This is a genomic window from Kitasatospora sp. NPDC032121 (assembly GCF_055580145.1).
On record NZ_JBVILX010000010.1, the window covers coordinates 116,325 to 141,806 of the forward strand.

General features: G+C 73.4%; 20 protein-coding genes. 13 read left to right on the forward strand and 7 right to left on the reverse strand.

The window, feature by feature from the left end; genetic code table 11:
* Positions 1-54: 54 nt before the first annotated feature.
* Together ACZ5OX_RS24210 and gdhA are read right to left on the reverse strand one after the other, a co-directional pair.
* A complete protein-coding gene (locus ACZ5OX_RS24210) occupies positions 55-930 on the reverse strand; it encodes an AraC family transcriptional regulator (RefSeq protein WP_465632867.1) in 876 nt (291 codons plus the stop codon).
* Between the two features lie 145 nt (positions 931-1,075).
* A complete protein-coding gene (gdhA, locus tag ACZ5OX_RS24215) occupies positions 1,076-2,467 on the reverse strand; it encodes an NADP-specific glutamate dehydrogenase (protein WP_465632869.1) in 1,392 nt (463 codons plus the stop codon).
* Between the two features lie 301 nt (positions 2,468-2,768).
* On the opposite strand from gdhA, the gene ACZ5OX_RS24220 reads away from it, so the two are divergent.
* Positions 2,769-3,407 (forward strand): GTP cyclohydrolase II, encoded by a 639-nt coding sequence (locus tag ACZ5OX_RS24220; RefSeq protein WP_465632871.1) that lies wholly within the window; start codon positions 2,769-2,771, stop codon positions 3,405-3,407.
* 153 nt (positions 3,408-3,560) lie between these two features.
* Here ACZ5OX_RS24220 and ACZ5OX_RS24225 read toward each other — a convergent pair whose 3' ends face one another.
* Positions 3,561-5,687, reverse strand: coding sequence for a putative bifunctional diguanylate cyclase/phosphodiesterase (locus ACZ5OX_RS24225; protein ID WP_465632873.1), 2,127 nt, complete (start codon positions 5,685-5,687; stop codon positions 3,561-3,563).
* A gap of 136 nt (positions 5,688-5,823) precedes the next feature.
* Positions 5,824-6,630, reverse strand: coding sequence for an SAM-dependent methyltransferase (locus tag ACZ5OX_RS24230; protein WP_465632875.1), 807 nt, complete (start codon positions 6,628-6,630; stop codon positions 5,824-5,826).
* A gap of 245 nt (positions 6,631-6,875) precedes the next feature.
* Here ACZ5OX_RS24230 and ACZ5OX_RS24235 point away from each other — a divergent pair, with 245 nt between their 5' ends.
* The 7 genes from ACZ5OX_RS24235 to ACZ5OX_RS24265 all read left to right on the forward strand — a co-directional run bounded on the left by ACZ5OX_RS24235 (position 6,876) and on the right by ACZ5OX_RS24265 (position 15,098).
* A complete protein-coding gene (locus tag ACZ5OX_RS24235) occupies positions 6,876-7,394 on the forward strand; it encodes an SRPBCC family protein (RefSeq protein WP_465632877.1) in 519 nt (172 codons plus the stop codon).
* A gap of 10 nt (positions 7,395-7,404) precedes the next feature.
* A complete protein-coding gene (locus ACZ5OX_RS24240; protein ID WP_465632879.1) occupies positions 7,405-8,709 on the forward strand; it encodes an aminotransferase class I/II-fold pyridoxal phosphate-dependent enzyme in 1,305 nt (434 codons plus the stop codon).
* Positions 8,710-8,974: 265 nt separating this feature from the next.
* The gene (egtA, locus tag ACZ5OX_RS24245) at positions 8,975-10,282 is read left to right on the forward strand and encodes an ergothioneine biosynthesis glutamate--cysteine ligase EgtA (RefSeq protein WP_465633122.1); all 1,308 of its coding nucleotides are present in this window, start codon (positions 8,975-8,977) and stop codon (positions 10,280-10,282) included.
* Positions 10,279-11,748 carry an ergothioneine biosynthesis protein EgtB gene (gene egtB, locus ACZ5OX_RS24250; RefSeq protein WP_465632881.1) on the forward strand — a complete coding sequence of 490 codons (1,470 nt, stop codon included), beginning with the start codon at positions 10,279-10,281 and terminating at the stop codon, positions 11,746-11,748. Before egtA ends, egtB begins: the two co-directional genes overlap by 4 nt.
* Positions 11,748-12,497 (forward strand): ergothioneine biosynthesis protein EgtC, encoded by a 750-nt coding sequence (gene egtC, locus ACZ5OX_RS24255; RefSeq protein ID WP_465632883.1) that lies wholly within the window; start codon positions 11,748-11,750, stop codon positions 12,495-12,497. The genes egtB and egtC overlap by 1 nt, the downstream gene beginning before the upstream one ends.
* 51 nt (positions 12,498-12,548) lie before the next feature.
* Positions 12,549-13,520 (forward strand): L-histidine N(alpha)-methyltransferase, encoded by a 972-nt coding sequence (gene egtD / locus ACZ5OX_RS24260; protein ID WP_465632885.1) that lies wholly within the window; start codon positions 12,549-12,551, stop codon positions 13,518-13,520.
* Positions 13,521-13,670: 150 nt separating this feature from the next.
* A complete protein-coding gene (locus ACZ5OX_RS24265) occupies positions 13,671-15,098 on the forward strand; it encodes a sugar porter family MFS transporter (RefSeq protein WP_465633123.1) in 1,428 nt (475 codons plus the stop codon).
* Between the two features lie 200 nt (positions 15,099-15,298).
* Here the strand turns inward: ACZ5OX_RS24265 and ACZ5OX_RS24270 are convergent, their stop codons facing one another.
* Entirely contained in the window at positions 15,299-16,060 is a 762-nt protein-coding gene (locus tag ACZ5OX_RS24270; protein WP_465632886.1) for a TetR/AcrR family transcriptional regulator, read from the reverse strand.
* 172 nt (positions 16,061-16,232) lie between these two features.
* Between ACZ5OX_RS24270 and ACZ5OX_RS24275 the strand changes: the two genes are divergently transcribed.
* The 3 genes from ACZ5OX_RS24275 to fabG all read left to right on the forward strand — a co-directional run bounded on the left by ACZ5OX_RS24275 (position 16,233) and on the right by fabG (position 19,594).
* A complete protein-coding gene (locus tag ACZ5OX_RS24275; protein WP_465632887.1) occupies positions 16,233-17,396 on the forward strand; it encodes an acyl-CoA dehydrogenase family protein in 1,164 nt (387 codons plus the stop codon).
* A gap of 51 nt (positions 17,397-17,447) precedes the next feature.
* The gene (locus tag ACZ5OX_RS24280) at positions 17,448-18,647 is read left to right on the forward strand and encodes a thiolase family protein (protein WP_465632889.1); all 1,200 of its coding nucleotides are present in this window, start codon (positions 17,448-17,450) and stop codon (positions 18,645-18,647) included.
* A 188-nt stretch (positions 18,648-18,835) separates the two neighbouring features.
* Positions 18,836-19,594 (forward strand): 3-oxoacyl-ACP reductase FabG, encoded by a 759-nt coding sequence (gene fabG / locus ACZ5OX_RS24285; protein WP_465632891.1) that lies wholly within the window; start codon positions 18,836-18,838, stop codon positions 19,592-19,594.
* Positions 19,595-19,777: 183 nt separating this feature from the next.
* Here the strand turns inward: fabG and ACZ5OX_RS24290 are convergent, their stop codons facing one another.
* Complete coding sequence (locus ACZ5OX_RS24290; protein ID WP_465632892.1) at positions 19,778-20,176, reverse strand: VOC family protein; 399 nt, start codon at positions 20,174-20,176, stop codon at positions 19,778-19,780.
* A 104-nt stretch (positions 20,177-20,280) separates the two neighbouring features.
* On the opposite strand from ACZ5OX_RS24290, the gene ACZ5OX_RS24295 reads away from it, so the two are divergent.
* Together ACZ5OX_RS24295 and ACZ5OX_RS24300 are read left to right on the forward strand one after the other, a co-directional pair.
* Positions 20,281-21,270 carry a helix-turn-helix transcriptional regulator gene (locus ACZ5OX_RS24295; protein ID WP_465632894.1) on the forward strand — a complete coding sequence of 330 codons (990 nt, stop codon included), beginning with the start codon at positions 20,281-20,283 and terminating at the stop codon, positions 21,268-21,270.
* Between the two features lie 245 nt (positions 21,271-21,515).
* On the forward strand, positions 21,516-22,886 hold the full coding sequence (locus ACZ5OX_RS24300; protein WP_392875451.1) for a S53 family peptidase: 1,371 nt from the start codon (positions 21,516-21,518) through the stop codon (positions 22,884-22,886).
* Positions 22,887-23,039: 153 nt separating this feature from the next.
* Here ACZ5OX_RS24300 and ACZ5OX_RS24305 read toward each other — a convergent pair whose 3' ends face one another.
* Positions 23,040-25,457: a hypothetical protein gene (locus ACZ5OX_RS24305; RefSeq protein WP_465632897.1), complete on the reverse strand. Its 2,418-nt coding sequence runs from the start codon at positions 25,455-25,457 to the stop codon at positions 23,040-23,042.
* Positions 25,458-25,482: the final 25 nt, after the last annotated feature.

Below are 25,482 nucleotides of genomic sequence, written 5' to 3' on the forward strand. Positions count from 1 at the left end.
ATCTGTCATCCGTTTTCGGTTATCCGTTTTCGGCTATCCGTCGGCTGCCACCTGTCAGCCGCGCACGGCCCGCGCCACCGGGATCCACAGCTCCGCCTCGGCGTCGGCCGTCCCCGGGACGGGGCGGGTCCGGAGGATCTCCGGGCCCGGCCGCGCCTCGTACGGGTTGGACGGGAACCACTGGGCGGCCACGTCCCCCCACATCTCCTGCAAGGCCTGCGGGAACGGCCCGGTGTTGGTGAACACCGCCCAGGTGCCCGCCGGTACGTCCAGCACGTCCAGGTCCGCCGGGACGGCGACCCCCTCGCGCGCCACCACCGCGTGCCAGTAGTCGAGTTCGGACCCCTCCTCGCGGTTCGGCGAGAAGCCGTCGCTCACCGAGACGATCCCGGCCGGGTCGTCCCCGGACAGGGCGGCGATCCGTTCGACCGTCTCCTTGCCGAGCCCCTTGATGAACTCGGCGATCCCCGGGTTGATCCCCACGTAGATCAGGGTGACCCGGGCCTTCCGGCCGACGATCCGGAAGTCCGGCCTCTCGACGATCCGGTATTCCATGCTGCTGCTTCCTTCCACGACGAGTCGGAAGGACATCCGGGGCTGGGAGACGAGCACCGCACCACCGCGCCGGGCCTCGCCCGGCCCGACTCCGTGCATGGCCCGGAACGCCCGGGCGAACGCCTCCCCCGAGGAGTACCCGTACCGGACCGCGACGTCGAGCAACGTCCGTTCGCCGTCCAGCACTTCGGCCCCGGCGACGGTGAGCCGTCGACGCCTGACGTACTCCGACAGCGGCATTCCGGCGAGCATCGAGAACAGCCGCCGGAAGTGGTACTCCGACGTCATCGCGATCCGCGCCAGCTCGGCCACGTCGACCTCGCGGTCCAGGTCCCGTTCGATCCGGTCCATCGCCTGGTTCAGGTGCTCCAGCACGCCGACCCCCGTCCTTCCCTTACTGCGTCCACCGTAGGAAGGACCCACCCTGCCGCACCCGACAATCGGTGCCCGCTCGGGTCGGGTACCGATCGCCGGGCGACGGCCGTCGGCGGCTCGGGGCCGGCGGCCGTGACACGACGGGTCAGATCAGGCCCTGGGCCAGCATCGCGTCCGCGACCAGCTCGAAGCCGGCGATGTTCGCGCCGACCACGTAGTTGCCCGGGTGACCGTAGCGCTCGGCGGTGGTGAAGCAGGAGTCGTGAATGTGCTTCATGATCCCGGCCAGCCGCTCCTCGGTGTGCTCGAAGGTCCAGGAGTCCCGCGAGGCGTTCTGCTGCATCTCCAGCGCGCTGGTCGCGACGCCGCCCGCGTTCGCCGCCTTGCCCGGGCCGAAGGCCACCCCGGCCTCCTGGAACACCCGCACCGCCGCCGGGGTGGTGGGCATGTTCGCGCCCTCGGCGACGGCGAGCACCCCGTTGCGCACCAGGGCCAGCGCGTCGGCCTCGGACAGCTCGTTCTGGGTGGCGCAGGGCAGCGCGACGTCGCAGGGCACGCTCCACACGCTCGGGCCGTCGACGAACCGGACGTGACCGCCGCGCAGTCGGGCGTAGTCGGACACCCGGCCCCGCCGGACCTCCTTGACCTCCTTGAGCAGGTCGAGGTCGATGCCCTTCTCGTCCACCACGTAGCCGGAGGAGTCGGAGCAGGTGAGCACGGTCGCGCCGAGCTGCTGCGCCTTCTCGATCGCGTAGACCGCGACGTTGCCGGATCCGGAGACGACCACCCGGCGCCCGTCCAGGCTCTCGCCGCGGCTGTGCAGCATCTCGGAGGTGAACATGACGCAGCCGTAGCCGGTGGCCTCGGTACGGACCTGCGCGCCGCCCCAGCCGAGGCCCTTCCCGGTGAGCACGCCGCTCTCGTACCGGTTGGTGATCCGCTTGTACTGACCGAAGAGGTAGCCGATCTCCCTGCCGCCGACGCCGATGTCCCCGGCCGGCACGTCGGTGTACTCGCCGAGGTGACGGTACAGCTCGGTCATGAAGGACTGGCAGAACCGCATGATCTCGGCGTTCGAGCGGCCCTTGGGGTCGAAGTCGGAGCCGCCCTTGCCGCCGCCGATGGGCAGGCCGGTGAGCGCGTTCTTGAAGATCTGCTCGAAGCCGAGGAACTTGACGATGCCGAGGTTCACCGAGGGGTGGAAGCGCAGTCCGCCCTTGTACGGGCCGAGGGCGCTGCTGAACTCCACCCGGAAGCCGCGGTTGACGTGGATGTCGCCGGAGTCGTCCGTCCACGGCACCCGGAACATGAGCTGCCGCTCGGGCTCGCAGATCCGCTCGATGATCCGAGCGTCCAGGAGTTCGGGGCGGTGGGCAAGCACCGGCGCCAGGGTCTCCAGCACCTCGTGGACGGCCTGGTGGAACTCGTCCTCACCCCGGTTGCGGCGGACCACGTCCGCGTAGAGCGCCTCGATCGCGCGCTGCTCCGCGTCGAACGAGGAGGGGGAGGAGTTGCGGGTGGCGGGGGTCGTCGGCATCTGGTCAGGACCCTTCCGTGTCGTCGATGGGCATGGCGCGGTTGTCCCGGCGGGCCTGAGGGACGTGCCCAGGAAACGCGGCCAGTCTCGCAGTGTCCACACCGCGGGTCCCGCACCATCCACATGCTGGAAGCCGTGGTGGGGCGGCGGTCGGGGCCGCCCGGGGCACCGGGCGCCTCCGTGGTCGGGCCCGGCATCATCCGGCCGCTAGTTGTTCAAATTGGAACTACCTAGTACGGTCGACCTCCGATCCACCCTCGTTCCACCCTCCGATCCACCCCTGATCCACGGAGACCCGCCCATGCCGCAGCCCGGCTCCGCCACGGTGCGCTCGCGCGTGCGCATCCCGCTGACCTTCCCCGACGGCTACCGCACCGAGGCGGAGGCCTTCACCTTCCACGGCCTCGCCGACGGCGCCGAGCACCTGGCGCTCGCGCTCGGCACGGTCCCCGAGGGCGGGACGCCGCTGGTTCGCCTGCACTCCGAGTGCCTGACCGGCGACGTCTTCGGCTCGGACCGCTGCGACTGCGGTCCGCAGCTGCGCGAGTCGGTGGAGCTGATCAGCGAGGCCGGCGGGTACCTGCTCTACCTGCGGCAGGAGGGCCGGGGCATCGGGCTCTACAACAAACTGGACGCCTACGCCCTCCAGGACTCCGGCCTGGACACGTACGACGCCAACACCGCGCTCGGCCTGCCCGAGGACGGCCGGGACTACACCGCGGCCGCCCAGATGCTCGGCGCGCTCGGCACCACCGGCGCGACCGGCATCGACCTGTTGAGCAACAACCCGGACAAAGCGGCGCAGCTGGCCGGGCTGGGGATCGCCGTACGGCGCCGGGTACCGACCGGGGTGCACCTGTCGGCGAGCAACGTCCGCTACCTGCGGGCGAAGGCGGAGCGGACGGGCCACTCGATCGAGCTCTCCCGACTGGTCGGCTGAGGAGCCGCGCGCGGGGACGGAACGACGGCCGACGGACGACAGCTGACAGCTGACAGATTTCAAAATCTGTCAGCTGTCATCCGTCATCAGTTGGCGGTCAGTTGTTCGCCGTTCGCCGCGGAACCCGAGCCGGCCCCGATCGGGGCCCGAGCGTCAGGCCTGCCTCAGCTCCTCAACCGGGCGCCCCAACGGCTCCTCCACGATTCGACGGGCGATCTCGTCCGGCCGCACCGGGCGCCCGAAGTGCCAGCCCTGCGCCCAGTCGCAGCCCAGGGTCCGCAGCCGCTCGGCGTCCCGGTGGGTCTCCACGCCCTCGGCGGTGACGTTCAGCCCGAGCGCGTGCGCCATCGAGACCAGTCCGCTGACGATCCGCCACCCGGTGGACTCGTCCTTCCCCGGTTCGTGCAGGTCGCCGACGAAGGAGCCGGCGATCTTCAGCCCGGAGACCGGCAGGTCGCGCAGGTAGGCGAGGTTGGACCAGCCGGTGCCGAAGTCGTCCACGGCCAGCGACACCCCGAGGTCGACCAGCCCGTGCAGGGTGCGCAGCGCCTCGTCCTCGGGGCCGACCACGGTCGACTCAGTGATCTCCAGCTGCAGCCGGGCCGGGTCCAGTCCGGTGCTGTCGAGGATCCGGCCGAGGTCGGTGACCAGGGCGGCGCTGCGGGCCTGCCGGACCGCCAGGTTGACGTTGAGCTGCGGGGCGGCGTCGCCGTACCGCTTGATCCAGTCCGCGGCCTGGCCGCAGGCCTGCTCCAGCACCCAGCGGCCGAGCGGCATGATCAGCCCGGTCTCCTCGGCGGTGGTGACGAACTCGTCCGGGCCGAGCACGCCGAGCTGGGGGTGACGCCAGCGCACCAGTGCCTCCACGGCGGCCAGCCGGCCGTCCGCGAGGCGGTAGAGCGGCTGGTAGTCGATGAAGAACTCGCCGCGGTCGAGGGCCGCGGGCATCCGCACCGAGACCGCGTAGCGGCTGACCGCCCGGGCGTTCTCCTTGGGGTCGAACAGCGTCCAGCGGCCGCGGCCGGCCTCCTTGGCGCGGTAGAGCGTGAGGTCGGCGGCCCGGACGGCGGCGCCGGGGGTGGTGGTGGACACCCGCCGCTCCAGCACGCCGACGCTGGCGCCGACGGCGAGCTTGTGGTCACCGATCAGCACCGGCCCGGCCAGCGCCCTGAGCACGGTCTTCGCGGCGGCCACCGCCTCCTGCTCGCCCCGGCACTTCTCCAGCAGGACGACGAACTCGTCGCCGCCGAGCCGGGCCACCAGGTGGCCGAGCGGGCTGAGGGCGGCCTTCAGCCGGGCGGCGACGGCGGCCAGCAGTTGGTCGCCCATGTCGTGGCCGAGGCTGTCGTTGACCACCTTGAAGCCGTCGAGGTCGACGTAGCAGAGGCCGAAGCGGGCGCCGGGCTCGGGCTCCTCGAACAGCTTCTCCAGTCGCTCGAAGAAGGCCGCGCGGTTGGGCAGGCCGGTGAGCGGGTCGTGGGTGGCCTGGTGGCGCAGCCGTTCCTGGAGTCGGTAGCGGTCGGTGACGTCCTCCAGCATCGCGACCTGGTACTGCGGCGTGCCGTCGTCGTCGCGGATCAGCGAGACGGTCAGGTGGGTCCAGATGATCTCGCCGTCCTGGCGGTAGTACGGCTTGTCGAACTGGAAGTAGTCCCGCTTGCCGCTGATCAGCTCCTCGTACGCCTCCCACACGCCCGGGGTGTCCTCGGGGTGGACGAGGTCGCCGACCCGGCGGCCGATCATGTCCTCCGGGCCGGCGCCGAACAGCTCCTGGAGCGCCTTGTTGACCGCCAGGATGTTGCCGTCCGTGTCGCCGATGCCGATGCCGATCGCGGCGCTCTCGAACAGCGCCCGGAACCGCGCCTCGGAGGCGCGCAGCGCCCGCTCGGCCTCCTTGCGGGCGGAGTCGGCGGCGGTGCGGATCGCCTCCTGCTCGGTCAGCGTGCGCTCGCGCAGGGCCCCCGCCCAGCCGGCCGCGAAGGCGCCGGTCAGGGCCGGGCCGCGGTCGTCGGGGACGGGCTGGGCCTGGAGCAGTTCGACCGCCCTGGCCAGCAGCACCGGGTCGGTGAAGTGCGCGTCGACCAGTTCGGCGCCGGCCAGCGCGGCCAGTCGCGGCTCGAACGGGTCGTCCTCCTGGGCGCGGTGCAGCAGCGCGGCGGTGCGCGCGACCAGCCGGCCGAGCAGGCCGGGGTGGACGGCGATGCCGTGGTCGGCGGAGAGCAGTCGGGCCCAGTCCTCGTGGAACCGCTCCGCGTTGCCGCGCACCGGGGTGGTACTCATCTGCTGAACCTGGTTCCTCTGTGGTGCACGCCGGTTCGGGCGGTGCGTGTCCCGCTGCCGCCCGTACCCGGCGCAGCGCTCCCGGCAGCCGCCGCGCGGGGCGTGCGGCCGCCGGTGCGTCGTCCGTCGCGTCCGATCAAGGGCGGAATCCCACGCCCGCCACCCCGGCTATCCGCTCGGGGTGCTCGCCGACCGTGCCGGGCTGGTCCGGGCGCCACAGCGGCAGGTGGACCACGCCCGGCTCGACCAGCTCGAAGCCGGAGAACATCGCGGTGATCTGCTCGTGGGTGCGCATGGTCAGCGGGGTCGGCGTCCGCTGGTAGAGCTTCTGGTGGTCCTCGGCCTGGTCGGGGCGGCCTTCGAGGGAGGCGTGCGAGAGCACCAGCGCGCTGCCGGGCGGGAGGGCGTCGCGGATCACGCCGATCAGCTTCCACGGGTCCTCTTCGTCGGTGACGAAGTGGGCGACGGCGACCAGCAGCACGGCCACCGGCTCGCCGGCCGCGAGCAGTCCGGTGACCTCGGGGCGGGCCAGCAGGTCGGCGACGTCGCGCAGGTCGGCCTGGACGGCGTCGCTGCCGTGGTCGTCCTCGAGCAGCAGGCGGCTGTGTGCGACGGCGACCGGGTCGCGGTCGACGTAGACGACCTCGGCCTCGGGGCGGACCGCCCGGGCGATGTCGTGCACCGCGCCGAAGGTCGGGATGCCGGAGCCGATGTCCAGGAAGCGGCTGATGCCCTGCTCGGCGAGGAAGGTCACGGCGCGGCGCAGGAAGGCGCGGTTGGAGCGCATGATCTGCGGCAGCTCCGGCCACAGGGCGATCGCCTTGCGGGCCATCTCCCGGTCGACCTCGAAGTTGTGCGAGCCCCCCAGGTAGTAGTCGTAGACCCGCGCGGCGTTCGGTTTGTCCAGGTCCGTGCCCTCCGGGACCCAGCTCGGTCGCCGCATGCCTGTGACTCCTTCACTCCGGTTCTGGGGATGCAGCGCCCTGGGGATGCTGCCGTGACTGATGAGACTACAAGCACGGAAGATCCTCCCCCGCACCTCGAACGGGTGCAAGCGGAGTGCACCCTTCCCTACGGGCGGGCGCTTGTGGCGCGTTCACCTCCGGTCCGACCCACCGCGGACCGGCTCGGCAACGCTCCGACCGCATTCGCCCTCCGGGCCGGCCGGGCCGGATCTAGGGTGGGGCCGTGGACCCCAACCACTACCGATTCCGGGGCGTCTGGCGGCTCGCGGCCCCGGCACCCCTTGTGTACGCGGCACTGGAGGACGTGCGCGGCTACCCGCTGTGGTGGCCGGAGATCCGCGAGGTCCGGCCGACCGGAGAGGACTCCGGGGACGTGGTGGTGCGGGCGCTGCTGCCGTACCGGCTGGTGATCGGCCTGGCGGCGAGCCGGCGCGACCCGGTCGCAGGCGTGCTGGAGGTGGCCATGAGCGGCGACCTGACCGGGTGGTCCCGGTTCACGGTGACGGCCGACGGCTCGGGCAGCCGGGTGCTGTTCGAGGAGGACGCCCGGCCCGGCAAGGCCCTGCTGCGACGGCTCGCCCTGCCGCTGCACCCGCTGTTCCGGGCCAACCATGCGGTGATGATGCGCCGGGGGCGCCGCGGGCTGGCGGCGCACCTGGCGGGGCGGGTGGCCGATGACGGGCGTCGGACGGCGGTCGCGGCGGGACGCGAGTGCCGGAGGACGGTGACGGAGGGTGGGTGACGGCGAACAGATGACAGACGACGGATTTCAGCGGACAGATGACAGATTTCGAAATCTGTCATCTGTCCGCGGCACCTCCGACCCCGGCCCGGACTTCGGCCCCGACCCCGGCCCCGACTTCGGATTCGAAACCCCCTTCGACCGCGCCGGGACCGGCAGCAGCAAGTGGGCCCGCGCCGACGCCCCCGGGGTGATCCCGATGGGCCTCGCGGACATGGACCTGCCCGGCCCGCCCGCCGTCGCCGCGGCGCTGGAGCGGCGCGCCCGCCACCGCGCGTACGGCTACACGGTGTGCGACCCGGCCGGCCGCACGCTGGTGGCCGACTGGTACCGCGCCCGGCACGGCGCCGAGGTCGACCCGGACTGGGTGCTGCTGCTGCCCTGCGGCCCGCGCACCGCCCTGCGTGTCCTGCTGGAGACCGTACGGCCGCAGGCCCCGGTGCTCTTCCCCACCCCCGAGTGGGGCGGCTTCGCCCAGCTCTGCCGCGCCGCCGGCCTCCCGTACCGCGAGTTGCCGCTCCTCCGGGGCCCGGGCGGCTACCGGCTGCCTCCCGGCCCACTCCCCCGCCCCGCCGCAGCGGTGCTGCTGAGCAACCCGCACAACCCCTCCGGCACGGTCTGGCCGGCCGAGGCGGTTCGCGGTCTCGCCGCCTCGGCGGCCGAAGGCGGCGCGCTGCTGGTCTCGGACGAGGTGCACGGCGACCTCACCCACCCCGACGCCGCCCCGCCGGACGCCACCCACCCCGACGCCGCCCAGCCCGGCGCAACCCGCCCCGACGCCACCCGTACCGGCCCCGCCCACCCCGTCGCCGTCACCGTCGCCGACCCGGCGCACCGGCACCTCGTCGTCACCCTCAACTCCGTGGGCAAGACCTTCAACTGCTCCGGGATCCCCAGCAGTTTCGCCCTCGTTCCCGACTCCGCCCTGCGCACCCGGTTCGCCGAGGCGCTGGCCGGCTACGGCCTCTGGGAGGGCGGCCTGCTGGAGCAGACGGTGCAGCAGGCGGCACTGCGCGAGGGCGGCCCTTGGCTGGACGCGCTGCTCGCCCACCTGGCCGCCGCCCGCACCCTGCTGACCGACCGCCTCGGGCCCGCCGTCCGCTCCACCCCGCGGGCCTCCTACCTGCTCTGGCTGGACGCGGCCGCACTCGGTCTGCCGCCCGCGAGCGCCCGCCGGGCACTGTTGGAGCGCTGCGGCCTGGAGGCCTCCGACGGCGCCGAGTTCGGCCCCGGCGGCCGGGGTTCGCTGCGTCTGAACTACGCCCTGCCAGGCCCGGTGCTGGCGACCGTCCTGGAGCGGTTGGAGCGCCTGTGACCCCGGCACATGCCTCGCTCGCCCGCCTTCGGAACGCGGCCCGCCGACCCGCCGGAAAAGCCCCGGCATCACCCGTTTGCCACAATTCTGACCTGCGGAAACGTATGTTCATGCGAATTTTGCAGGGCGCCCCCGCATGCTCCGTAGCAGACTGGGCAGGGTAGACCGGGCCGCAATCGTGATCCCGAGGATGGTGAGTCCGGTGATACCGGTATCCCGCACCACTCCGCCCGACCGGCAGAGCACGCCACCGCCCCCGCCCGGGGTGACCCCGTTGACCGAATCGGGGGCGCGCAGCCACGTGTCGGGCGTCTGCTTCAAGATCGGACCGCCCCGGCTGGTGGGGGTGGAGGTCGAGTGGTTCGTCCATGACGAACGATGTCCCTCCCGGCCCGTACGGCCCGAACTGCTCCACGCCGCACTGGAGTCGCTGCCCCTCGGCGGCTCGGACGGCACCTCGCTCCCCTCCGGTTCGCGCGTCACGCTCGAACCCGGCGGACAGGTCGAGCTCAGCTCCCCGCCCGCCACCGGCCTCCTGGCCTGCGTCGAGGACACCCGACGCGATCTGACCGCCCTGCGGGCCGCCTTCGCGACGCAGGGCCTGCGACTCACCGGCACCGGGACGGACTCCCTGGCCCGCCCCCGACGGATGGTGCTGGACCACCCCCGCTACCTCGCGATGGAGCGTTTCTTCAACTCCGCCGGGCCCTGGGGCCGGATCATGATGACGGGTACCGCGTCGGTGCAGGTGTGCCTGGACGCCGGCGAGGCGGACGGCCCGCACGCGGTCGAGCGCCGCTGGAGCCTGGCCCACCGGCTGGGCCCGGTACTGGTCGCCGCCTTCGCCAACTCCCCTGTCCTGGACGGCAGTCCGACGGGCCACCGGTCCACCCGACAGATCGTCTGGTCGCGGATGGACCCGACCCGCACGCTCGCCCCTGAGCCGGACCACGGGGACCCTCGCGAGGCCTGGGCGCAGTACGTGCTGGATGCCCGGGTGCTGTGCGTGCGAAGGCCCGAGGGTCTGCCGTGGACGGCCCCGGCCGGACTGACCTTCCGCGACTGGATCCGCGGTGCGGGCGAACGCCCGCCCACGCTCGACGACTTGGAATACCACCGCACCACCCTCTTCCCGCCGGTACGCCCGCGCGGCCACCTCGAGCTGCGGATGGTAGACGCCCAGCCCGGGGACGGCTGGGTGGTGGTCACCGCACTGGTCACCGCGCTGCTGGACGACCCGGTGGCCGCCGACGCCGCGCTGGCCGCGGTGGAGCCGCTGGAGCCGCTGGAGCCGCCGACGGGGGCGGACGGTCCGCGCGCGCCGCGCAACGAGGTCTGGCGCCGCGCCGCCACCCTGGCCATGGCCGACCCCGAACTCCGCCGGGCCGCCCTCGCCTGCTTCGCCGCCGCCGACGCCGCGCTGGGCCGCCTGCCCGGTGCCGGACGGCTGCGCGCCACCGTCGCCGAGTTCGCCGAGCGCTACCCCGCGCGCGGCCGCTGCCCGGCCGACGACCAGCTGGACGCCCTGCGCTCCGGCGCCCTACGCACTCCCCCGGAGGAGGCCGCACCATGACCGACGTCCGACCCCACGGGGGCACCGGGGCAGGCCGCACGGACCGCACCGACGCCACCACCCCTGCCGGCGCCCCCGCCACCGATGCCCCCGCCACCGATGCCACCACCACCGGCGCCACCGGTGGTATCGACACCACCGGCAGCATCGGCACCATCGGCACCGAGGCGCTGCGCGAGAGCATCGCCACCGAGCTGCTGGCCGCCCGCGCCCGCACCGCCGCGCTGACCGACTGCGTCGAGGACGGCGATCTCACCGCCCAGCACTCCCCGCTGATGTCGCCGCTGGTCTGGGACCTCGCGCACATCGGCAACCAGGAGGAGCTCTGGCTGCTGCGCAACGTCGGCGGCCGCGACCCGATGCACCCCGAGATCGATCCGCTGTACGACGCCTTCCAGCACCCCCGCGCCGAGCGCCCCGGCCTGCCGCTGCTGCCGCCCGCCGAGGCCCGCGCCTACGCCCACGACGTACGCGGCCGGGTGCTGGACCTGCTGGCCGCCAGCCCGCTGGAGGGCGCGCCGCTGCTGGAGGCCGGGTTCGCGTTCGGGATGATCGCCCAGCACGAGCAGCAGCACGACGAGACGATGCTGATCACCCACCAGCTCCGCCGGGGCGAGCCGGCCCTGGCCGCTCCCCCGCCGCCGCCCGCACCCGCCGACGCGGCCACCCTGCCCGCCGAAGTCCTCATCCCCGCGGGCCCGTTCACCATGGGCACGGACACCGAACCGTGGGCCCTGGACAACGAGCGCCCGGCGCACACCGTCGACCTGCCGGCCTTCCTGCTGGACACCACCCCGGTCACCAACGCCGCCTACCAGCGCTTCATCGCGGACGGCGGCTACGACGACCCGCGCTGGTGGACGCCGGAGGGCTGGGAGCACCGTCGGCACGCCGACCTGACCGCCCCGCTCTTCTGGCGCCACCAGGACGGCCAGTGGCTCCGCCGGCGCTTCGGCACGGTGGCGCCGGTCGAACCGAACGAGCCGGTGCTGCACGTCAGTTGGTACGAGGCGGATGCGTACGCCCGGTGGGCAGGACGGCGGCTGCCGACCGAGGCGGAGTGGGAGAAGGCGGCCCGCCACGACCCGGCCACCGGCCGCTCCCGCCGCTACCCCTGGGGCGACGGCCCGCCCGGCCCCGAGCACGCCAACCTCGGCCAGCGCCACCTGCGCCCGGCCGCGGCGGGCAGCTACCCGCAGGGCCAGTCCCCGTACGGCGTCCGGCAGTTGATCGGTGACGTGTGGGAGTGGACGGCCAGCGACTTCCGCCCCTACCCCGGCTTCCGGGCCTGGCCGTACAGGGAGTACTCGGAGGTCTTCTTCGGCCCCGAGTACAAGGTGCTGCGCGGCGGCTGCTTCGCGGTGGCGCCGGTCGCCTGCCGGGGCACGTTCCGCAACTGGGACTACCCGATCCGTCGGCAGATCTTCGCCGGGTTCCGCACCGCGCGCGACCTGGAGGCGGCCTGATGTGTCGTCACATCGCCTATGTGGGCGAGCCGGTGGCGCCCCGGGAGCTGTTGGTGCACCCGCCGTTCGGGCTGTACCGCCAGTCCTGGGCACCCCGGGTCCAGCAGTACGGCACGGTCAACGCGGACGGCTTCGGCCTCGGCTGGTACGCGGACGGGGACGAGGTGCCCGCGCGCTACCGCCGGACCGGGCCGATCTGGGCGGACGAGACCTTCGCCGACCTCGCCCGGGTGGTCCGCACCCGGGCACTGCTGGCCGCCGTCCGCTCCGCCACCGAGGGCTGCGCGCCGGGCGAGGGCGCGGCCGCGCCGTTCGCCGCCGAGCGCTGGCTGTTCAGCCACAACGGCGCGGTGGCCGGCTGGCCGGGCAAGCTGGACGCGCTGGCCGCCCTGCTGCCCCCGGCCGAGCTGCTGGACCTCGAGGCGCGCACCGACTCGGCGCTGCTGTGGGCACTGACCTTGCACCGGCTGCGGGCCGGCGCCGGGCCTGGCGAGGCGCTGGCGGGCACCGTCGCCGACGTCGCCGCGCACACCACCGGGCGACTCAACCTGCTGCTCACCGACGGCACCGTGATCGCCGCGACCACCTGGGGCGACTCCCTGTACCACCGCGCGCTGCCGGGCCTCGGCACGGTGGTGGCCTCCGAACCGTACGACGACGCGCCGGGCTGGACGCCCGTCCCGGACGGCTCGCTGCTGCTGGCCGACCCGCGCGACGTCACCGTGAGCCGCCTCCCCGGCCGCAACTGACCCCCACTCCACACTCTCCCTTCACTTTCTGAACAGAGGAACCACCCTGTCATGGACACCTTCGATCTCACCCGACTGCTGCCCGCCGACCACTTCAGCACCGCGCTGCGCCACGACGTGCAGCACGGGCTGACCTCCCAGCCCAAGTGGCTGCCGCCGAAGTGGTTCTACGACGCCCGGGGCAGCGAGCTGTTCGAGGAGATCACCCGACTGCCCGAGTACTACCCGACCCGCGCGGAGCGGGCCATCCTGGCCGCCCGGGCCGGCGAGATCGCCGCCGCCACCGGGGCCCGCACCCTGGTCGAACTGGGCTCCGGCTCCTCCGAGAAGACCCGGCTGCTGCTGGACGCCCTGCGCGCGCTCGACACCCTGGAGACGTACGTCCCGGTGGACGTCAGCGAGAGCGCGCTGACCGCGGCCGGCGCCGCGCTCGCCGCCGAGTACCCCGGGCTCGCGGTGCACGGCGTGCTCGCCGACTTCACCGCCCGGCTCGGCCTGCCCCCGGAGGGCGGCCCGCGCCTGGTCGCCTTCCTCGGCGGCACCCTCGGCAACCTGCTGCCCCTGGAGCGCGCGGCCTTCCTGCACCGCCTGCGCGCAGCCCTGGAGCCGGGCGACTTCCTGCTGCTCGGCACCGACCTGGTCAAGGACCCGGCGGTGCTGGTCGCCGCCTACGACGACTCCGCCGGGGTGACGGCCGAGTTCAACCGGAACGTGCTCAACGTGCTCAACCGCGAGCTGGGCGCCGACTTCGACCCGGACGCCTTCGAGCACGTCGCGCTCTGGGACGCGGAGCAGGAGTGGATCGAGATGCGGCTGCGCTCGCTGCGCGCGCAGACCGTGAAGATCCCGACCCTGGACCTGCCGGTGCACTTCGCCCGGGGCGAGGAGCTGCGCACGGAGGTGTCGGCCAAGTTCCGCCGGGAGCGGGTGGCCGGGGAGCTGGCGGCGGCGGGGCTGCGGCTGACCCACTGGTGGACCGACCCGCAGGGCCGGTTCGGGCTCTCGCTCTCCTCGCCGGTCTGACCGGCGCGGCCCGGGCTCCCGTGGCGGCCAATTTGCTTGTTCACCTTACGAATTCTCAGAGCAAAACTTGAGGGTCCTGGTGTACAAGACTTAAACGAATAGGGGTTACGATCTCGGCTACCGAGCTCAGCGTTGAGTACCAGGAGTCAGATCGTGAGCGTCACCCAGAAGCCCTCCGGGGCGGTCGAGGCCCCCGTGCCCGGCCGCCTCGGCTTCGTCGTCTTCATCACCGCGGCAGCGGCCCTCGGCGGCTTCCTGTTCGGCTACGACAGCTCCGTGATCAACGGCGCCGTCTCCGGCATCCAGGAGAAGTTCGGCGTCGGCAGCGGCGTGACCGGACTGATCGTCTCCTCGGCGCTGCTGGGCTCGGCGATCGGCGCGGCGCTCGCCGGACGGTTCGCCGACCGGTACGGCCGCATCAAGGTCATGAAGGCGGGCGCGCTGCTGTTCGCGGTCAGCGCGGTCGGTTCGATGCTGCCGTTCTCCGCGTGGGACCTCGCCCTGTGGCGCGTCCTCGGCGGCGCGGCCATCGGCATCGCCTCGGTGATCGCCCCGACGTACATCGCCGAGGTCGCTCCGACCAGGTACCGCGGCCGGCTGGCCTCCTTCCAGCAGGCCGCGATCGTGCTCGGCATCGCGATATCCCAGCTGGTCAACTGGGTGCTCGCGCAGGCCGCCGGCGGCGACACCCGCGGCCACCTGCTCGGCCTGGAGGCCTGGCAGTGGATGCTCGGCATCTGCGTCGTCCCGGCCGCGGTCTACTTCGTGCTCGCCTCGGTCATCCCCGAGTCCCCGCGCTACCTGATCCAGGCCGAGCGTCTGGACGAGGCCCGCAAGGTGCTCGCCGACGTCGAGGGCGAGGGCGTCGACCCCGACGCCCGGATCACCGAGATCCGGACGCTGATCGCCTCCGACCACCGCCCGCGCTTCCGCGACCTGCTCGGCGGCCGGTTCGGCCTGCTCCCGATCGTCTGGGTCGGCATCGGCCTGTCGGTCTTCCAGCAGCTGGTCGGCATCAACGTGATCTTCTACTACTCGTCGATCCTGTGGCAGTCGGTCGGCATCGACCAGAGCAACTCGCTGCTGATCAGCTTCGTCGGCTCGGTGATCAACATCCTCGGCACCGTGATCGCGATCGTGCTGGTCGACCGGATCGGCCGCAAGCCGCTCGCCCTGATCGGCTCGGCCGGCATGGCGGTCGCGCTCGGCACGGCCGGCTGGGCCTTCTCCTCGGCCACCGGCAGCGGGGACAACCTCACCCTGCCGGACCTCCAGGGCACCGTGGCGCTGGTCGCCGCCAACGCCTTCGTGCTGTTCTTCGCGATGTCCTGGGGCGTGGTCGTCTGGGTGATGCTCGGCGAGATGTTCCCGAACCGGATCCGCGCCGCCGCGCTCTCCGTCGCCGCCTCCGCGCAGTGGATCGCGAACTGGGCGATCACCCTCTCGTTCCCGTCCATGTCGCGCTGGAACCTGTCGTCGACCTACCTGATCTACGCCGCCTTCGCGGCGCTGTCCATCCTCTTCGTGGCGAAGTTCATGAAGGAGACCAAGGGCGTCCGACTGGAGGACATGGGCTGATCCGCCCGTCGGACTCTCGGCCCCCGCACCCCGGCGCGATCAGCGCGGGGGTGCGGGGGCCGAATCGTTTCCGCGGGGCCGGGATCGCCCTGCGGAGGGTCGCGGGGCGCGGGACGGGGACCCCGGGGCGCGAGGCGGGGGTGCGGGCGGAGGCGGCGGGGCGCGGGCGCGAGGCTCGGGCGAGGCGGGGGTCCGACGGCTCAGGTCCGCTCGGCGAGCCGGGCGTAGCGCAGGGTGAGGCCGTCGAGCAGCGCCTCCAGCCCGGTCTCGAAGGCGCCCTCGTCCACCGTCCCGCGGTGCCCGGCCAGCCGGTGCGCCTCGCCGAGGTGCGGGTAGTCGGCCGCGTCGTAGACGTCGGCGTCCGCCGGGAAGCCGGCCGCGAAGGAGGCGAGGGCCGAGCCGGTGACGAAGTAGCGCATCAGCGCGCCGATCCTGGTGGCCTGGCCGCGCGGCCATCCGGACTCGACCAGGTGGCCGAAGACCGCGTCGGCCAGCCGCAGCGCGTTCGGCCGCCGCCGGGGGCCCTGGGCGAGCACCGGGACGATGTTGGGGTGGGCGGCCAGCGCGGCGCGGTAGGAGCGGGCCCAGTCGCGCAGCGCCTCGGCCCAGGGGGTGGCGGGGGTGGCGGGGGCACCGGCAGTGGCGGGGGCGCCGGCGGTTCCGGCCGTCCCTGCGGTTCCGTCGGCTCCGGCCGCCCCTGCGGCTTCGTCGGCTGCGGCGGTCCCGGTGGTTTCCGCGGTCCCGAACATCGACAGGTCGACCTCGCCGATGACGCTGTCCACCACCGCGTCCAGCAGGTCGTCCTTGGTGGCGAAGTGGTTGTAGAGCGACGGCCCGCTGACCGACAGCTCGGTGGCGAGTCGGCGGGTGGAGAGGGCGTCCAGCCCCTCGTCGTCGATCAGCCGCAGCGCGGCGGCGACGATGCGCTCTCGGCTGAGCAGCGGGGTGCGTGGACGGGCCATCGCGACGGGTTCCTCCGGTTCGTCCGGTCGGGTGCGTGGGGACCGATTCTGGCAGGTGCCTCTTCCCAGCGCGGGCCGGGCGGGGCTACAGTCGCCCCCATAAAACTTGCAGCGCTAGTTTAATGGGCCAGGGCCCCGCGCCGGGCCCTGGACACCGCATTCGGGAGCCTCCGTGAACCTGGAGTTGTCCGAGGAGCAGGCCGCCGTCCGGGACCTCGCCGCCTCCTTCACCGACCGCGAGATCGTGCCGTACGCCGCCGAGTGGGACCGCGCCGAGTCCGTCGACCGCGCGATCGTCGGCAAGCTGGCGAAGGTGGGCTTCCTGGGGCTGACCATCCCGGAGGAGTACGGCGGCAGCGGCGGCGACCACCTCGCGTACTGCCTCGTGCTGGAGGAGCTCGGGCGCGGCGACTCCGCCGTGCGCGGGATCGTCTCGGTCTCGCTCGGCCTCGTCGGCAAGTCCGTCAACGCCTTCGGAACCGAGGAGCAGAAGCGGCACTGGCTGCCCCGGCTCACCTCGGGCGAGGCGCTCGCCTGCTTCGCGCTCACCGAGCCGGGCACCGGGTCGGACGCCGCCAACCTCACCACCCGGGCCGTCCGGGACGGCGAGGACTGGCTGATCAGCGGCGCCAAGACGTTCATCACCAACGGCACCTGGGCCGACGTCGCCCTGGTCTTCGCCCGCACCGGCGGCGACGCGCCCGAACAGCGGGGCCACCGGGGCATCACGGCCTTCCTGGTCCCCACCGACCTGCCCGGCTTCACCCGCACCGAGATCCACGGCAAGCTCGGCCTGCGCGGCCAGGCCACCGCCGGGCTCACCTTCGAGGACGTCCGGGTGCCGGACAGCGCCCGGCTCGGCGAGGTCGCCAAGGGGTTCTCGGTGGCCATGGCGGCACTGGCCAAGGGCCGGATGTCGGTGGCGGCCGGCTGCGTCGGCATCGCCCGGGCCTGCCTGGAGGCCGCCGTCCGCTACGCGGGCGAGCGCGAGCAGTTCGGCAGGCCGATCGCCTCCCACCAGCTCGTCCAGGAGCTGCTGGCCGGCATCGCCGTGGACGTCGAGGCCGCCCGGCTGCTCACCTGGAAGGTCGCCGACCACATCGAGCGCGGCCTGCCGTTCGCCACCGAGTCCTCCGTCGCCAAGCTGTACGCCAGCGAGGCCGCCGTCCGGGCCGCCAACAACGCGCTCCAGGTCTTCGGCGGGTACGGGTTCATCGACGAGTACCCGGTCGGCAAGTACCTGCGCGACGCGCGGGTGATGACCCTCTACGAGGGCACCAGCCAGATCCACCAGCTGCTCATCGGACGCGCCCTCACCGGCGTCAACGCCTTCTGACCCGTTCCGCCCCGCCACCCGCCCCCGCCACCCGACAAGGAGCCCGACGACGTGCGTCCCGTCTACTTCGCCGCCGCCCGCCGCACACCCATCGGCCGGCTGCGCGGTGCGCTCGCCACGGTCCGCCCGGACGACCTCTCGGCCACCGTGCTGCGCGCCCTGCTCGCCGACGCGCCCGCGCTCGACCCGGCCCGGATCGACGACGTCTACTGGGGCGCCGCCAACCAGGCCGGCGAGGACAACCGCAACGCCGCCCGGATGGCCGTCCTGCTGGCCGGCCTGCCGGAGACCGTCCCCGGTGCCACCGTCAACCGGCTCTGCGCCTCCGGGCTGGAGGCCGTCACCCTCGCCGCCCGGGCCATCGGCTCCGGCGAGGCGGACGTGGTGCTGGCCGGCGGCTGCGAGTCGATGACCCGCGCCCCCTTCGTCCTCCCCCGCCCGGACGAGGCGCTGCCGCACCGGATGGAGACCTTCGACACCCGGCTCGGCTGGCGGCTCACCAACCCACGGATGGCCGAACTGCACGGCGTGCTCAGCATGGGCGAGACCGCCGAGGAGGTGGCCACCCGGTACGGCATCGGCCGGGAACGCCAGGACGCCTTCGCGCTGCGCAGCCACCAGCGGGCCGGAGCCGCTCGCAAGGACGGGCACTTCGACGCCGAACTCGTCCCGGTCGAGCGGCCGGACGGGGTGACGGTGAGCCGGGACGAGAGCATCCGCGAGGACACCAGCCTGGCGAAGCTCTCCGGGCTCAAGCCGGTGTTCCGGCCGGGGGGCACCGTCACCGCCGGGAACGCCTCGCCGATGAACGACGGGGCGGCCGGGCTGCTCCTGGTCGGTGAGGAGGCGCTGCGCGACCTCGGGCTCCAGCCGCTCGGCCGGTACGTGGCCGGGGCCTCGGCCGGGGTGCAGCCGGACGTCATGGGCATCGGGCCGGTGCCGGCCACGGCGAAGGTGCTCGCGCGGGCCGGCTGGTCGCTCGCCGACCTGGACACCGCCGAACTGAACGAGGCCTTCGCCGCCCAGGCGCTCGCCTCGGCCGACGGCATCGGGTTCAGCCCGGAGCGGGCCGAGGAGGTGGTCAACCCCAGCGGCGGCGCGATCGCGCTCGGCCACCCCCTGGGCGGCTCCGGCGCCCGCATCCTCACCACCCTGCTGCACCGGATGCGCCGCACCGGCGCCAGGCGCGGCCTGGCCACCATGTGCGTGGGTGTCGGGCAGGGTACGGCCGTGCTGGTCGAGAACGTCTGACGACCGGCGGCGGCGGGGAGGCGGCTGACGGGTGGCGGCGAACAGATGACGGGTGGCGGGTGACAGATGACGAAATCTGTTTTCTGTCATCTGTCATCTGTCATCTGTCATCTGTTCGCCGTCCGATGTCAGCCGTCACCTGCCACTCGTCGCTCGTCGCCTGTTGATCCAACTTCCAAGGAGTTCACATGACGCGGTTCGCGGGGAAGGTCGCCGTGGTGACCGGAGCGGCGCAGGGCATCGGGGCGGCCACCGCCCGCCGGCTGGCGGAGGAGGGCGCGGCGGTCGCCGTCGTCGACCTCACCGCCGAGCGGGCGGCCGGGACGGTCGCCGAGATCACCGCCAAGGGCGGCACCGCCCGGGCGTACGGCTGCGACGTGGCCGACTACGACGCCGTGGAGGCGGTGTTCGCCCAGGTCGCGGCGGACCTCGGCGGGGTGCACATCCTCGTCAACAACGCCGGGATCACCCGGGACAACCTGTTCTTCAAGATGCCGAAGTCCGACTGGGACGCGGTGCTGACGGTCAACCTGACCAGCGCGTACAACTGCAGCCACGTCGCGCAGAAGTACATGGTGGCGCAGAAGTACGGGAAGATCGTCTCGCTCAGTTCGCGCTCCGCCCTCGGCAACCGGGGCCAGGCCAACTACGCGGCCGCCAAGGCCGGCATCCAGGGCCTCACCGCGACCCTGGCGATCGAGCTCGGGCCGTTCAACGTCAACGTCAACGCCGTCGCGCCCGGGTACATCGCCACCGCGATGACCGCCGCCACCGCCGAGCGGGTCGGCAGCAGCGCCGAGGACCACCAGGCCGAGGTCGCCGCCCGGACGCCGCTGCGCCGGGTCGGGCAGCCGGAGGAGATCGCCTCGGTCGTCGCCTTCCTGGCCAGCGAGGAGGCCTCCTACGTCAGCGGACAGACGCTGTACGTCAACGGCGGTGCGCGCTAGGCGTGTTGTCTCGGGACGCCGGTTCCGTGGCGCCCTCGACGGCGAGCCGCCGCGGGAGCGCGGACGTCTTCCGGGGGCCGGCGGCGCGGTCCGCCGCCCCCGCCGGTGGCGGCTCCTGGACTCGGCGGCCGCTCACCGGGGCCCCAGGATCTCGGGGCTCCCGGTGAGCGGCCGTGCGTGGCGTCAGCGTGCGAACTTCTCGATGGCCTCCGGGGTGACGGGGGTGAAGAAGTTGACGAGGTTGCCGTCGGGGTCGCGGAACAACAGCGACCGGTTGCCCCAGGGCATCGTGGTGGGTTCGTTGACGAAGTCGGCGACGAAGCCGGTCAGGTTCCGGTGAACGCGGTCCACGTCGTCGACGAGGAACTCGGTGATCACGCTGTGGTTGTCCGCCGGGCGGGCGGAACCCGGGGCGAACAGCGGGACGGTGCGGGTACTGGCGATCGCGAGGGTCGCGCCCGCGGTCCTGAGTTCGGCGAAGTCCTCGGTGACCCGTACCGCCCGGATCCCCGTCGCCCGCTCGTAGAACTCGACGAGGCGTGCGACGTCGCCGGTGATGATGCGGATCGAGACGAAGTCCATGGGAATCTCCTTGGCCGTGCTGGAGGCGTGCACGAGGCGTGCACGTCGCAGGCTAGGAGGATTAGTGGACAGAATCGGTCCTCTATTCGCATTAGGCTGCGGACATGTCCCGACCCACCGGCCGCGTGCTGACGCTCCTGGAGCTGCTGCAGTCGGGCGGCACCCGGACCGTGGCCGAACTCGCCGACCGTCTCGGCGTCGAAGGGCGCACCGTGCGGCGGTACGTGGACCAGCTGATCGACCTGGACGTGCCCGTGGAGTCGGTGCGCGGCCGCTACGGCGGGTACCGGCTGTCCCCCGGGTACCGCCTGCCTCCGCTCATGCTCAGCGACGACGAGGCGCTGGCCGTGCTGCTCGGCCTGGTCGCCGGCCGCCGGGCAGGGCTGACGACGGCGGAGCGCACGGCGAACGAGACGGCCTCGGCGAAGATCCGGCGGGTGCTGCCCAAGCACATCGCCCACCGGCTCGACGCCCTCCTGGAAGCCCTCGCCTTCACGGATCAGCCCGGCGAGTTGGACCAGCCGGACGCCGGGCTCCTGCTCACCATCGCCGATGCGGTGCGCCACCGCCGGCCGGTCTCGATCCGCTACACCGACCGCGACGGACGGCGCAGCGAACGCACACTGCACGCGTACGGGATCGTCGCCCATGCGGGCCGGTGGTACGTGACGGGCGAGGACGCCCGGGTCGGCGAGGACCGGACCTTCCGGCTCGATCGCATCGCGGCCGCGAGGGCCCTGCCCGGCTCGTTCGAAGCGCCCGCGGGTCCCGCTCCGGCCGAGCGCGTGTTGTCGGGGTTCGCCACGGCCGAGTACCGGCACGAGGTGACCTTGCGGATCCACGGGACGGTCGAGCAGATCCGCGCGCACCTGCCCGCGAGCGTCGCGATTCTGGAGGAGCACGAGCCCGCGGCCGGCCAGGACCCGGCGGCCGGGCACTGGCTGCGCGTCGAGCTGCGGGCGCAGGAGCTCGACTGGCTGCCCCGGGTCCTCGCCTCGCTCGACCGGCCGTTTGTCATCGAGCGCCCCGACGCGCTGCGCGACCTCGTCATCGCGCTCGCCGATCGCCTCACGTCCTGCGCCCGCCAAGTCTGACGGCGAGGCACCGATGCCAGAAGACGGCACGGTCGGGCGGATTTCTGACGCGTCATCACCTGACGGCCCCAGGTGGGAGGTTACTTTCCCCTGGGATGACCTTTACCTTTTCGCGTGGCCGAGCGTGACCATGGCCTCGATCGTGCGACCCCACCAAATGACTATGGCATGATCATGCAGCTCTCGATGGGATGGCCGGACCGACCCGACCGAACCAGGTCGGGCCCTGCGCCCCAAGGAGCCCCATGGGCAGCCCCGCCACCCTCCGCCGCGCCCTGGCCCTGCTCGCCGTGGGGGCCACCGCCCTCACGGCCGGCACCGTCGCCGTTCCGGCCGCCGGCACCGCGATCGCCGCCCCCGCCCACGACCTCACGGGCGTCCACGTGCGCCCCGCCTCCTTCGGGCAGCACAGCGCCCAGGGCCGCCCCGCCCCGCTGAGCACCACCCAGTGCGTCAGCCAGGTCGGCATCCACTGCTACTCGCCGCTGCAGTACCGGGCCGCCTACAACCTGAACCCGCTGTACCAGGAGGGCATCACCGGCAAGGGCCGCACGATCGTCATCGTCGACTCCTTCGGCTCGCCGACCATCCAGCACGACCTGGAGGTCTTCGACAAGCAGTGGGGCATCCCGGACACCAACGTCGAGGTGGTCAAGTGGGGCAACGTCCCCACCTGGGACCCGAAGAACCCCGACCACACCGGCTGGGCGGGCGAGACCACCCTGGACGTCGAGTACGCCCACGCGATCGCCCCCGACGCGCACATCATCCTGGTCGAGACCGGCGTCGCCGAGACCGAGGGCACCACCGGCCTGCCCGAGATGATGGACGCCGAGAAGGCCCTCATCAAGGCCGGCCGCGCCGACGTCATCTCGCAGAGCTTCGGCGCCACCGAGAACACCTTCCCGGGGTACGACAAGGGCGACTTCAAGTCGCTCACCGACCTGCGCTACGCCTTCCAGGCCGCCGCCGACCACAACGTGACCGTGCTGGCCGCCTCCGGCGACAACGGTGCCACCGACGCCAAGGAGAACGGCACCGACCTGTACCCGTACAAGGTCAACTCCTGGCCGTCCTCGGACCCGCTGGTCACCTCCATCGGCGGCACCCAGCTCACCCTGGACGACTCCGGCAACCGCACCGCGCCCGACAAGGTGTGGCACGACAAGTCCGGCGCCGGTGGCGGTGGCGTCTCGGGCATCTTCGAGCGCCCGTGGTACCAGGCGGGTGTCGCCGGCGTCACCGGCAACCACCGCGGCACCCCGGACATCAGCATGAGCGCGGCCGTGGACGGCGCCGCCTGGACCTACGAGTCCTACGACCCGACCTCCGTCGGCTGGCACCTCACCGGCGGCACCAGCGAGGCCACCCCGCTGTTCTCGGGCGTCGTCGCACTCGCCGACCAGCTCGCCGGGCACCGCCTCGGGCAGCTCAACTGGCGCCTGTACGGCATGAACCTGCTGCCGAGCAAGTGGAGCGGCATCGTGGACGTGAAGCAGGGCGACAACGGCTGGGACGGCGTCACCGGCTACAACGCCACCGAGGGCTACGACCTCGCCAGCGGCCTGGGCACCATCGACGGAACGCAGTTCGTGCACGCGATCGCCGGTCGGTGAGCGGGCGGGTCGCCCGTGGCAGGTGACGCGGGCGATGGGTGACAGGTAACAGATAACAGACGACAGCGAACAGCTGACAGATTTTGAAATCTGTCAGCTGTTCGCTGTTTTCCGTCCGCTGTTGTCCGTCCGCTGTTACCCGTCGGCGGTCGGTCAGCCGGTGGCGGCGAGCTGGGCGAGGTAGCGCTCGGCGGCGCGGAGCTTGCGACCGTCGGCACCCGGGAGGTAGGCGCGCAGTTCGATGATCTCCGGGGCGATCCGGATGGCCTCCGCACGGTCGGTGATGGCCCGCCAGCAGGCCTCGGCGTTGGTGGCCGCCCGCTGGGTCTCCGGGTGGTCCGGGCCCTGCGAGCGGAGCAGCGTCAGGGCCACCTCGCGGTAGATGTCCGCGGCCTCGGCCGTCCGGCCCGCGAGCCGGCAGACGTGCGCCCGGACCTGCCGGACCTGCAGCACCGGCTCGGAGACGGCGCCGTGCTCGGCGATCGCCTCCAGTTCGAGGGCGAAGGCCAGATCGGTGGCGGCGGCGTGGTCCCCGGCGTCGGCGCTCCGGACGATCCGTCCGATCACCTCGCGGTAGTCCGCGCGGGGCGGACCGGCCGCGCCGTCCTCGTCGGCCGGGGCTTCGGCAGTGGCGTCGCCCGGAGCCGGAGCAGGAGCCGGAGCCTCGTCGGCCGACGGCGCGTCGGCGGTGGCCTCGCCGACCGGCACCTCGTCCCGCGGCACCTCGTCGACCGGCACCTCGTCCTGCGGCACCTCGTCCTGCGGCGCGGCGTCGGCCGACAGCTCGTCAGCAGTCGCGTCCTCGGCCGGAACGACGTCGACGGGCTCCCCCTCGACGGGCACCTCGTCCGTCGGCGCGGGCTCCACCGGGACGGCCTCAGACTCGGACGCCGCCTCGACCTCGACGTCGACCTCAGACGCCGCCTCGACCTCGACCTCGGGCTCCTCGACAGCCTCGCGCGCCTCCGCGACGGCCTCCGCGACGGCCTCCCCGACCGCGATCTCGGAGGCCGCCACGGCCTCCTCCTGCGGGAGTTCGGGCTCGGCGACGGCCTCGCCCGTCGGTTCCGGCCGGGACTTGAGGAGCGTGACACCCGCCGGAGGCGTGCTGTCCTCGGGCACGGCGTCGGCCGGGGCGGGCTTGAGCAGGCTCACGCCCGGGGCCGCCGCTGTCTCGCCCGCCTTCAGCAGGCTGACCGGACGGGCCGGTCGCGGCGCAGTGGGCGGAACACCCGGCTTGACCAGGCTGACCGGACCGCCCGCGGCCGCCGGGGCCCCGGTCGGCGGCGCGGGCACCGCGGCCGGAGCCGGCACCGGCCACTCGGGGACCGCGTCCCGCGGCTCCCCCGGACGCGGTAGCGGCGGCGCCGGGGGCGACGACATGTCGGAGGGCACCACACCGGCCGCCTGAACCGCCGACACCGCCGACATCGACACCGCCGACGCCGCCGGCATCGGCGGAACCTCGGCCGGCAGGCCCTCGCCGCGACGAGCCGTATTGCGGAAGAACGGCCGGTCCGGGGCGTGCGTGGCCAGGATGACCACGTCCGGACGCAGCACCGAGTACACCTGCTGCCGCAGCTGCTCCGGCGCGAGCACCTCGCCCGCACCCGGCCGACCGCCGTGCAGCGCCTCGATCAGTGCGCGGGTGAAGGTGCCGATCTGCTCCGGGTCCGGACTGACCACCGCCCACAGCGGGATGCCCTCGCTGAGCGGCGAGACGGTGCCCTGGAGGTACGGCCAGGCGTTCTGGTCGGCGCTCAGATCGGCGATGACGAGGGTCTGCCACTCGGCCGGACGGTGGCTCAGCTCGGCGGCGATGGCTGGCCAGGGGAGGCCGTCCTGCTTGGCGTCGCGCAGGGTCAGTTGGAGCTGTCCGCCGCGCTTGTCGGCGACGACGTGGCCGCCCAGGTGGATCAGCAGCGGTCCGGGGTGGCGGGAGGCGGCGCGCAGGTGGGCGAGGACGGTGTGCGGGTCGCCGGCACCGGGGAGGTGGACGGCGTCCACCGCGTCCGCTGCGAGGAGCACCTGCGGCGAGACGGCGGCGAGCATCGCCGAGAGCACCGGCGCCTGGGTCGGCCCGCCACGGCCCCAGGTGCGGCGGCCGGAGGTGCCGTACCCGCCCTCGATCACCAGGATCCGCCCGCGCGGCGCGGCACCGAGCCCGCCGGTAGCACCGGCGCTGCCGGCACCACCCGTACCGACGGCGGCGACCGGCGCCGCGCTCTGGACCGGGAACGGCGGCGGGGTCGCCGAGGACAGGGCCCCGGCGGCGGGCAGCCCGGTGAGGGTCCATCCGGTGGGCGGAACGGGCGGTGCCGTCGGGGGCGCGGGCGGCGGCGCGGGCGCCTGCCCGACCGGTTGCGCGGCACCCGGCGCGGAGGCGGTGACCGGAGCGGGCGCCGGGACGGGAGCGGGGGCGGCCGGAGGCGCCGGCGGCGGCTCGTACAGCGCGGCGGGACCGGGCGGGTGGTCCTCGGCCGGGAGGCGCGGGGGCGGCGGTACGGCGTCCCAGGGACCCGATTCCGGTGCAGGGTCGGGACCTCCGGAAACCGCTGTCGTCTCCGCCATCTCCTGGTCACCGCCCCGCCCCGCC

Excerpts from the sequence above, each read along its gene's own strand:
- ACZ5OX_RS24230 (WP_465632875.1), bottom strand. The coding sequence starts at position 6,630 with ATGCGGCGACCGAGCTGGGTCCCGGAGGGCACGGACCTGGACAAACCG.
- egtC (WP_465632883.1), top strand. The coding sequence starts at position 11,748 with ATGTGTCGTCACATCGCCTATGTGGGCGAGCCGGTGGCGCCCCGGGAG.
- ACZ5OX_RS24270 (WP_465632886.1), bottom strand. The coding sequence starts at position 16,060 with ATGGCCCGTCCACGCACCCCGCTGCTCAGCCGAGAGCGCATCGTCGCC.
- ACZ5OX_RS24290 (WP_465632892.1), bottom strand. The coding sequence starts at position 20,176 with ATGGACTTCGTCTCGATCCGCATCATCACCGGCGACGTCGCACGCCTC.
- ACZ5OX_RS24295 (WP_465632894.1), top strand. The coding sequence starts at position 20,281 with ATGTCCCGACCCACCGGCCGCGTGCTGACGCTCCTGGAGCTGCTGCAG.
- ACZ5OX_RS24305 (WP_465632897.1), bottom strand. The coding sequence starts at position 25,457 with ATGGCGGAGACGACAGCGGTTTCCGGAGGTCCCGACCCTGCACCGGAA.
- ACZ5OX_RS24225 (WP_465632873.1), bottom strand. The coding sequence starts at position 5,687 with ATGAGTACCACCCCGGTGCGCGGCAACGCGGAGCGGTTCCACGAGGAC.
- egtB (WP_465632881.1), top strand. The coding sequence starts at position 10,279 with ATGACCGACGTCCGACCCCACGGGGGCACCGGGGCAGGCCGCACGGAC.
- ACZ5OX_RS24240 (WP_465632879.1), top strand. The coding sequence starts at position 7,405 with ATGACAGACGACGGATTTCAGCGGACAGATGACAGATTTCGAAATCTG.
- ACZ5OX_RS24220 (WP_465632871.1), top strand. The coding sequence starts at position 2,769 with ATGCCGCAGCCCGGCTCCGCCACGGTGCGCTCGCGCGTGCGCATCCCG.
- gdhA (WP_465632869.1), bottom strand. The coding sequence starts at position 2,467 with ATGCCGACGACCCCCGCCACCCGCAACTCCTCCCCCTCCTCGTTCGAC.
- ACZ5OX_RS24300 (WP_392875451.1), top strand. The coding sequence starts at position 21,516 with ATGGGCAGCCCCGCCACCCTCCGCCGCGCCCTGGCCCTGCTCGCCGTG.
- egtD (WP_465632885.1), top strand. The coding sequence starts at position 12,549 with ATGGACACCTTCGATCTCACCCGACTGCTGCCCGCCGACCACTTCAGC.
- fabG (WP_465632891.1), top strand. The coding sequence starts at position 18,836 with ATGACGCGGTTCGCGGGGAAGGTCGCCGTGGTGACCGGAGCGGCGCAG.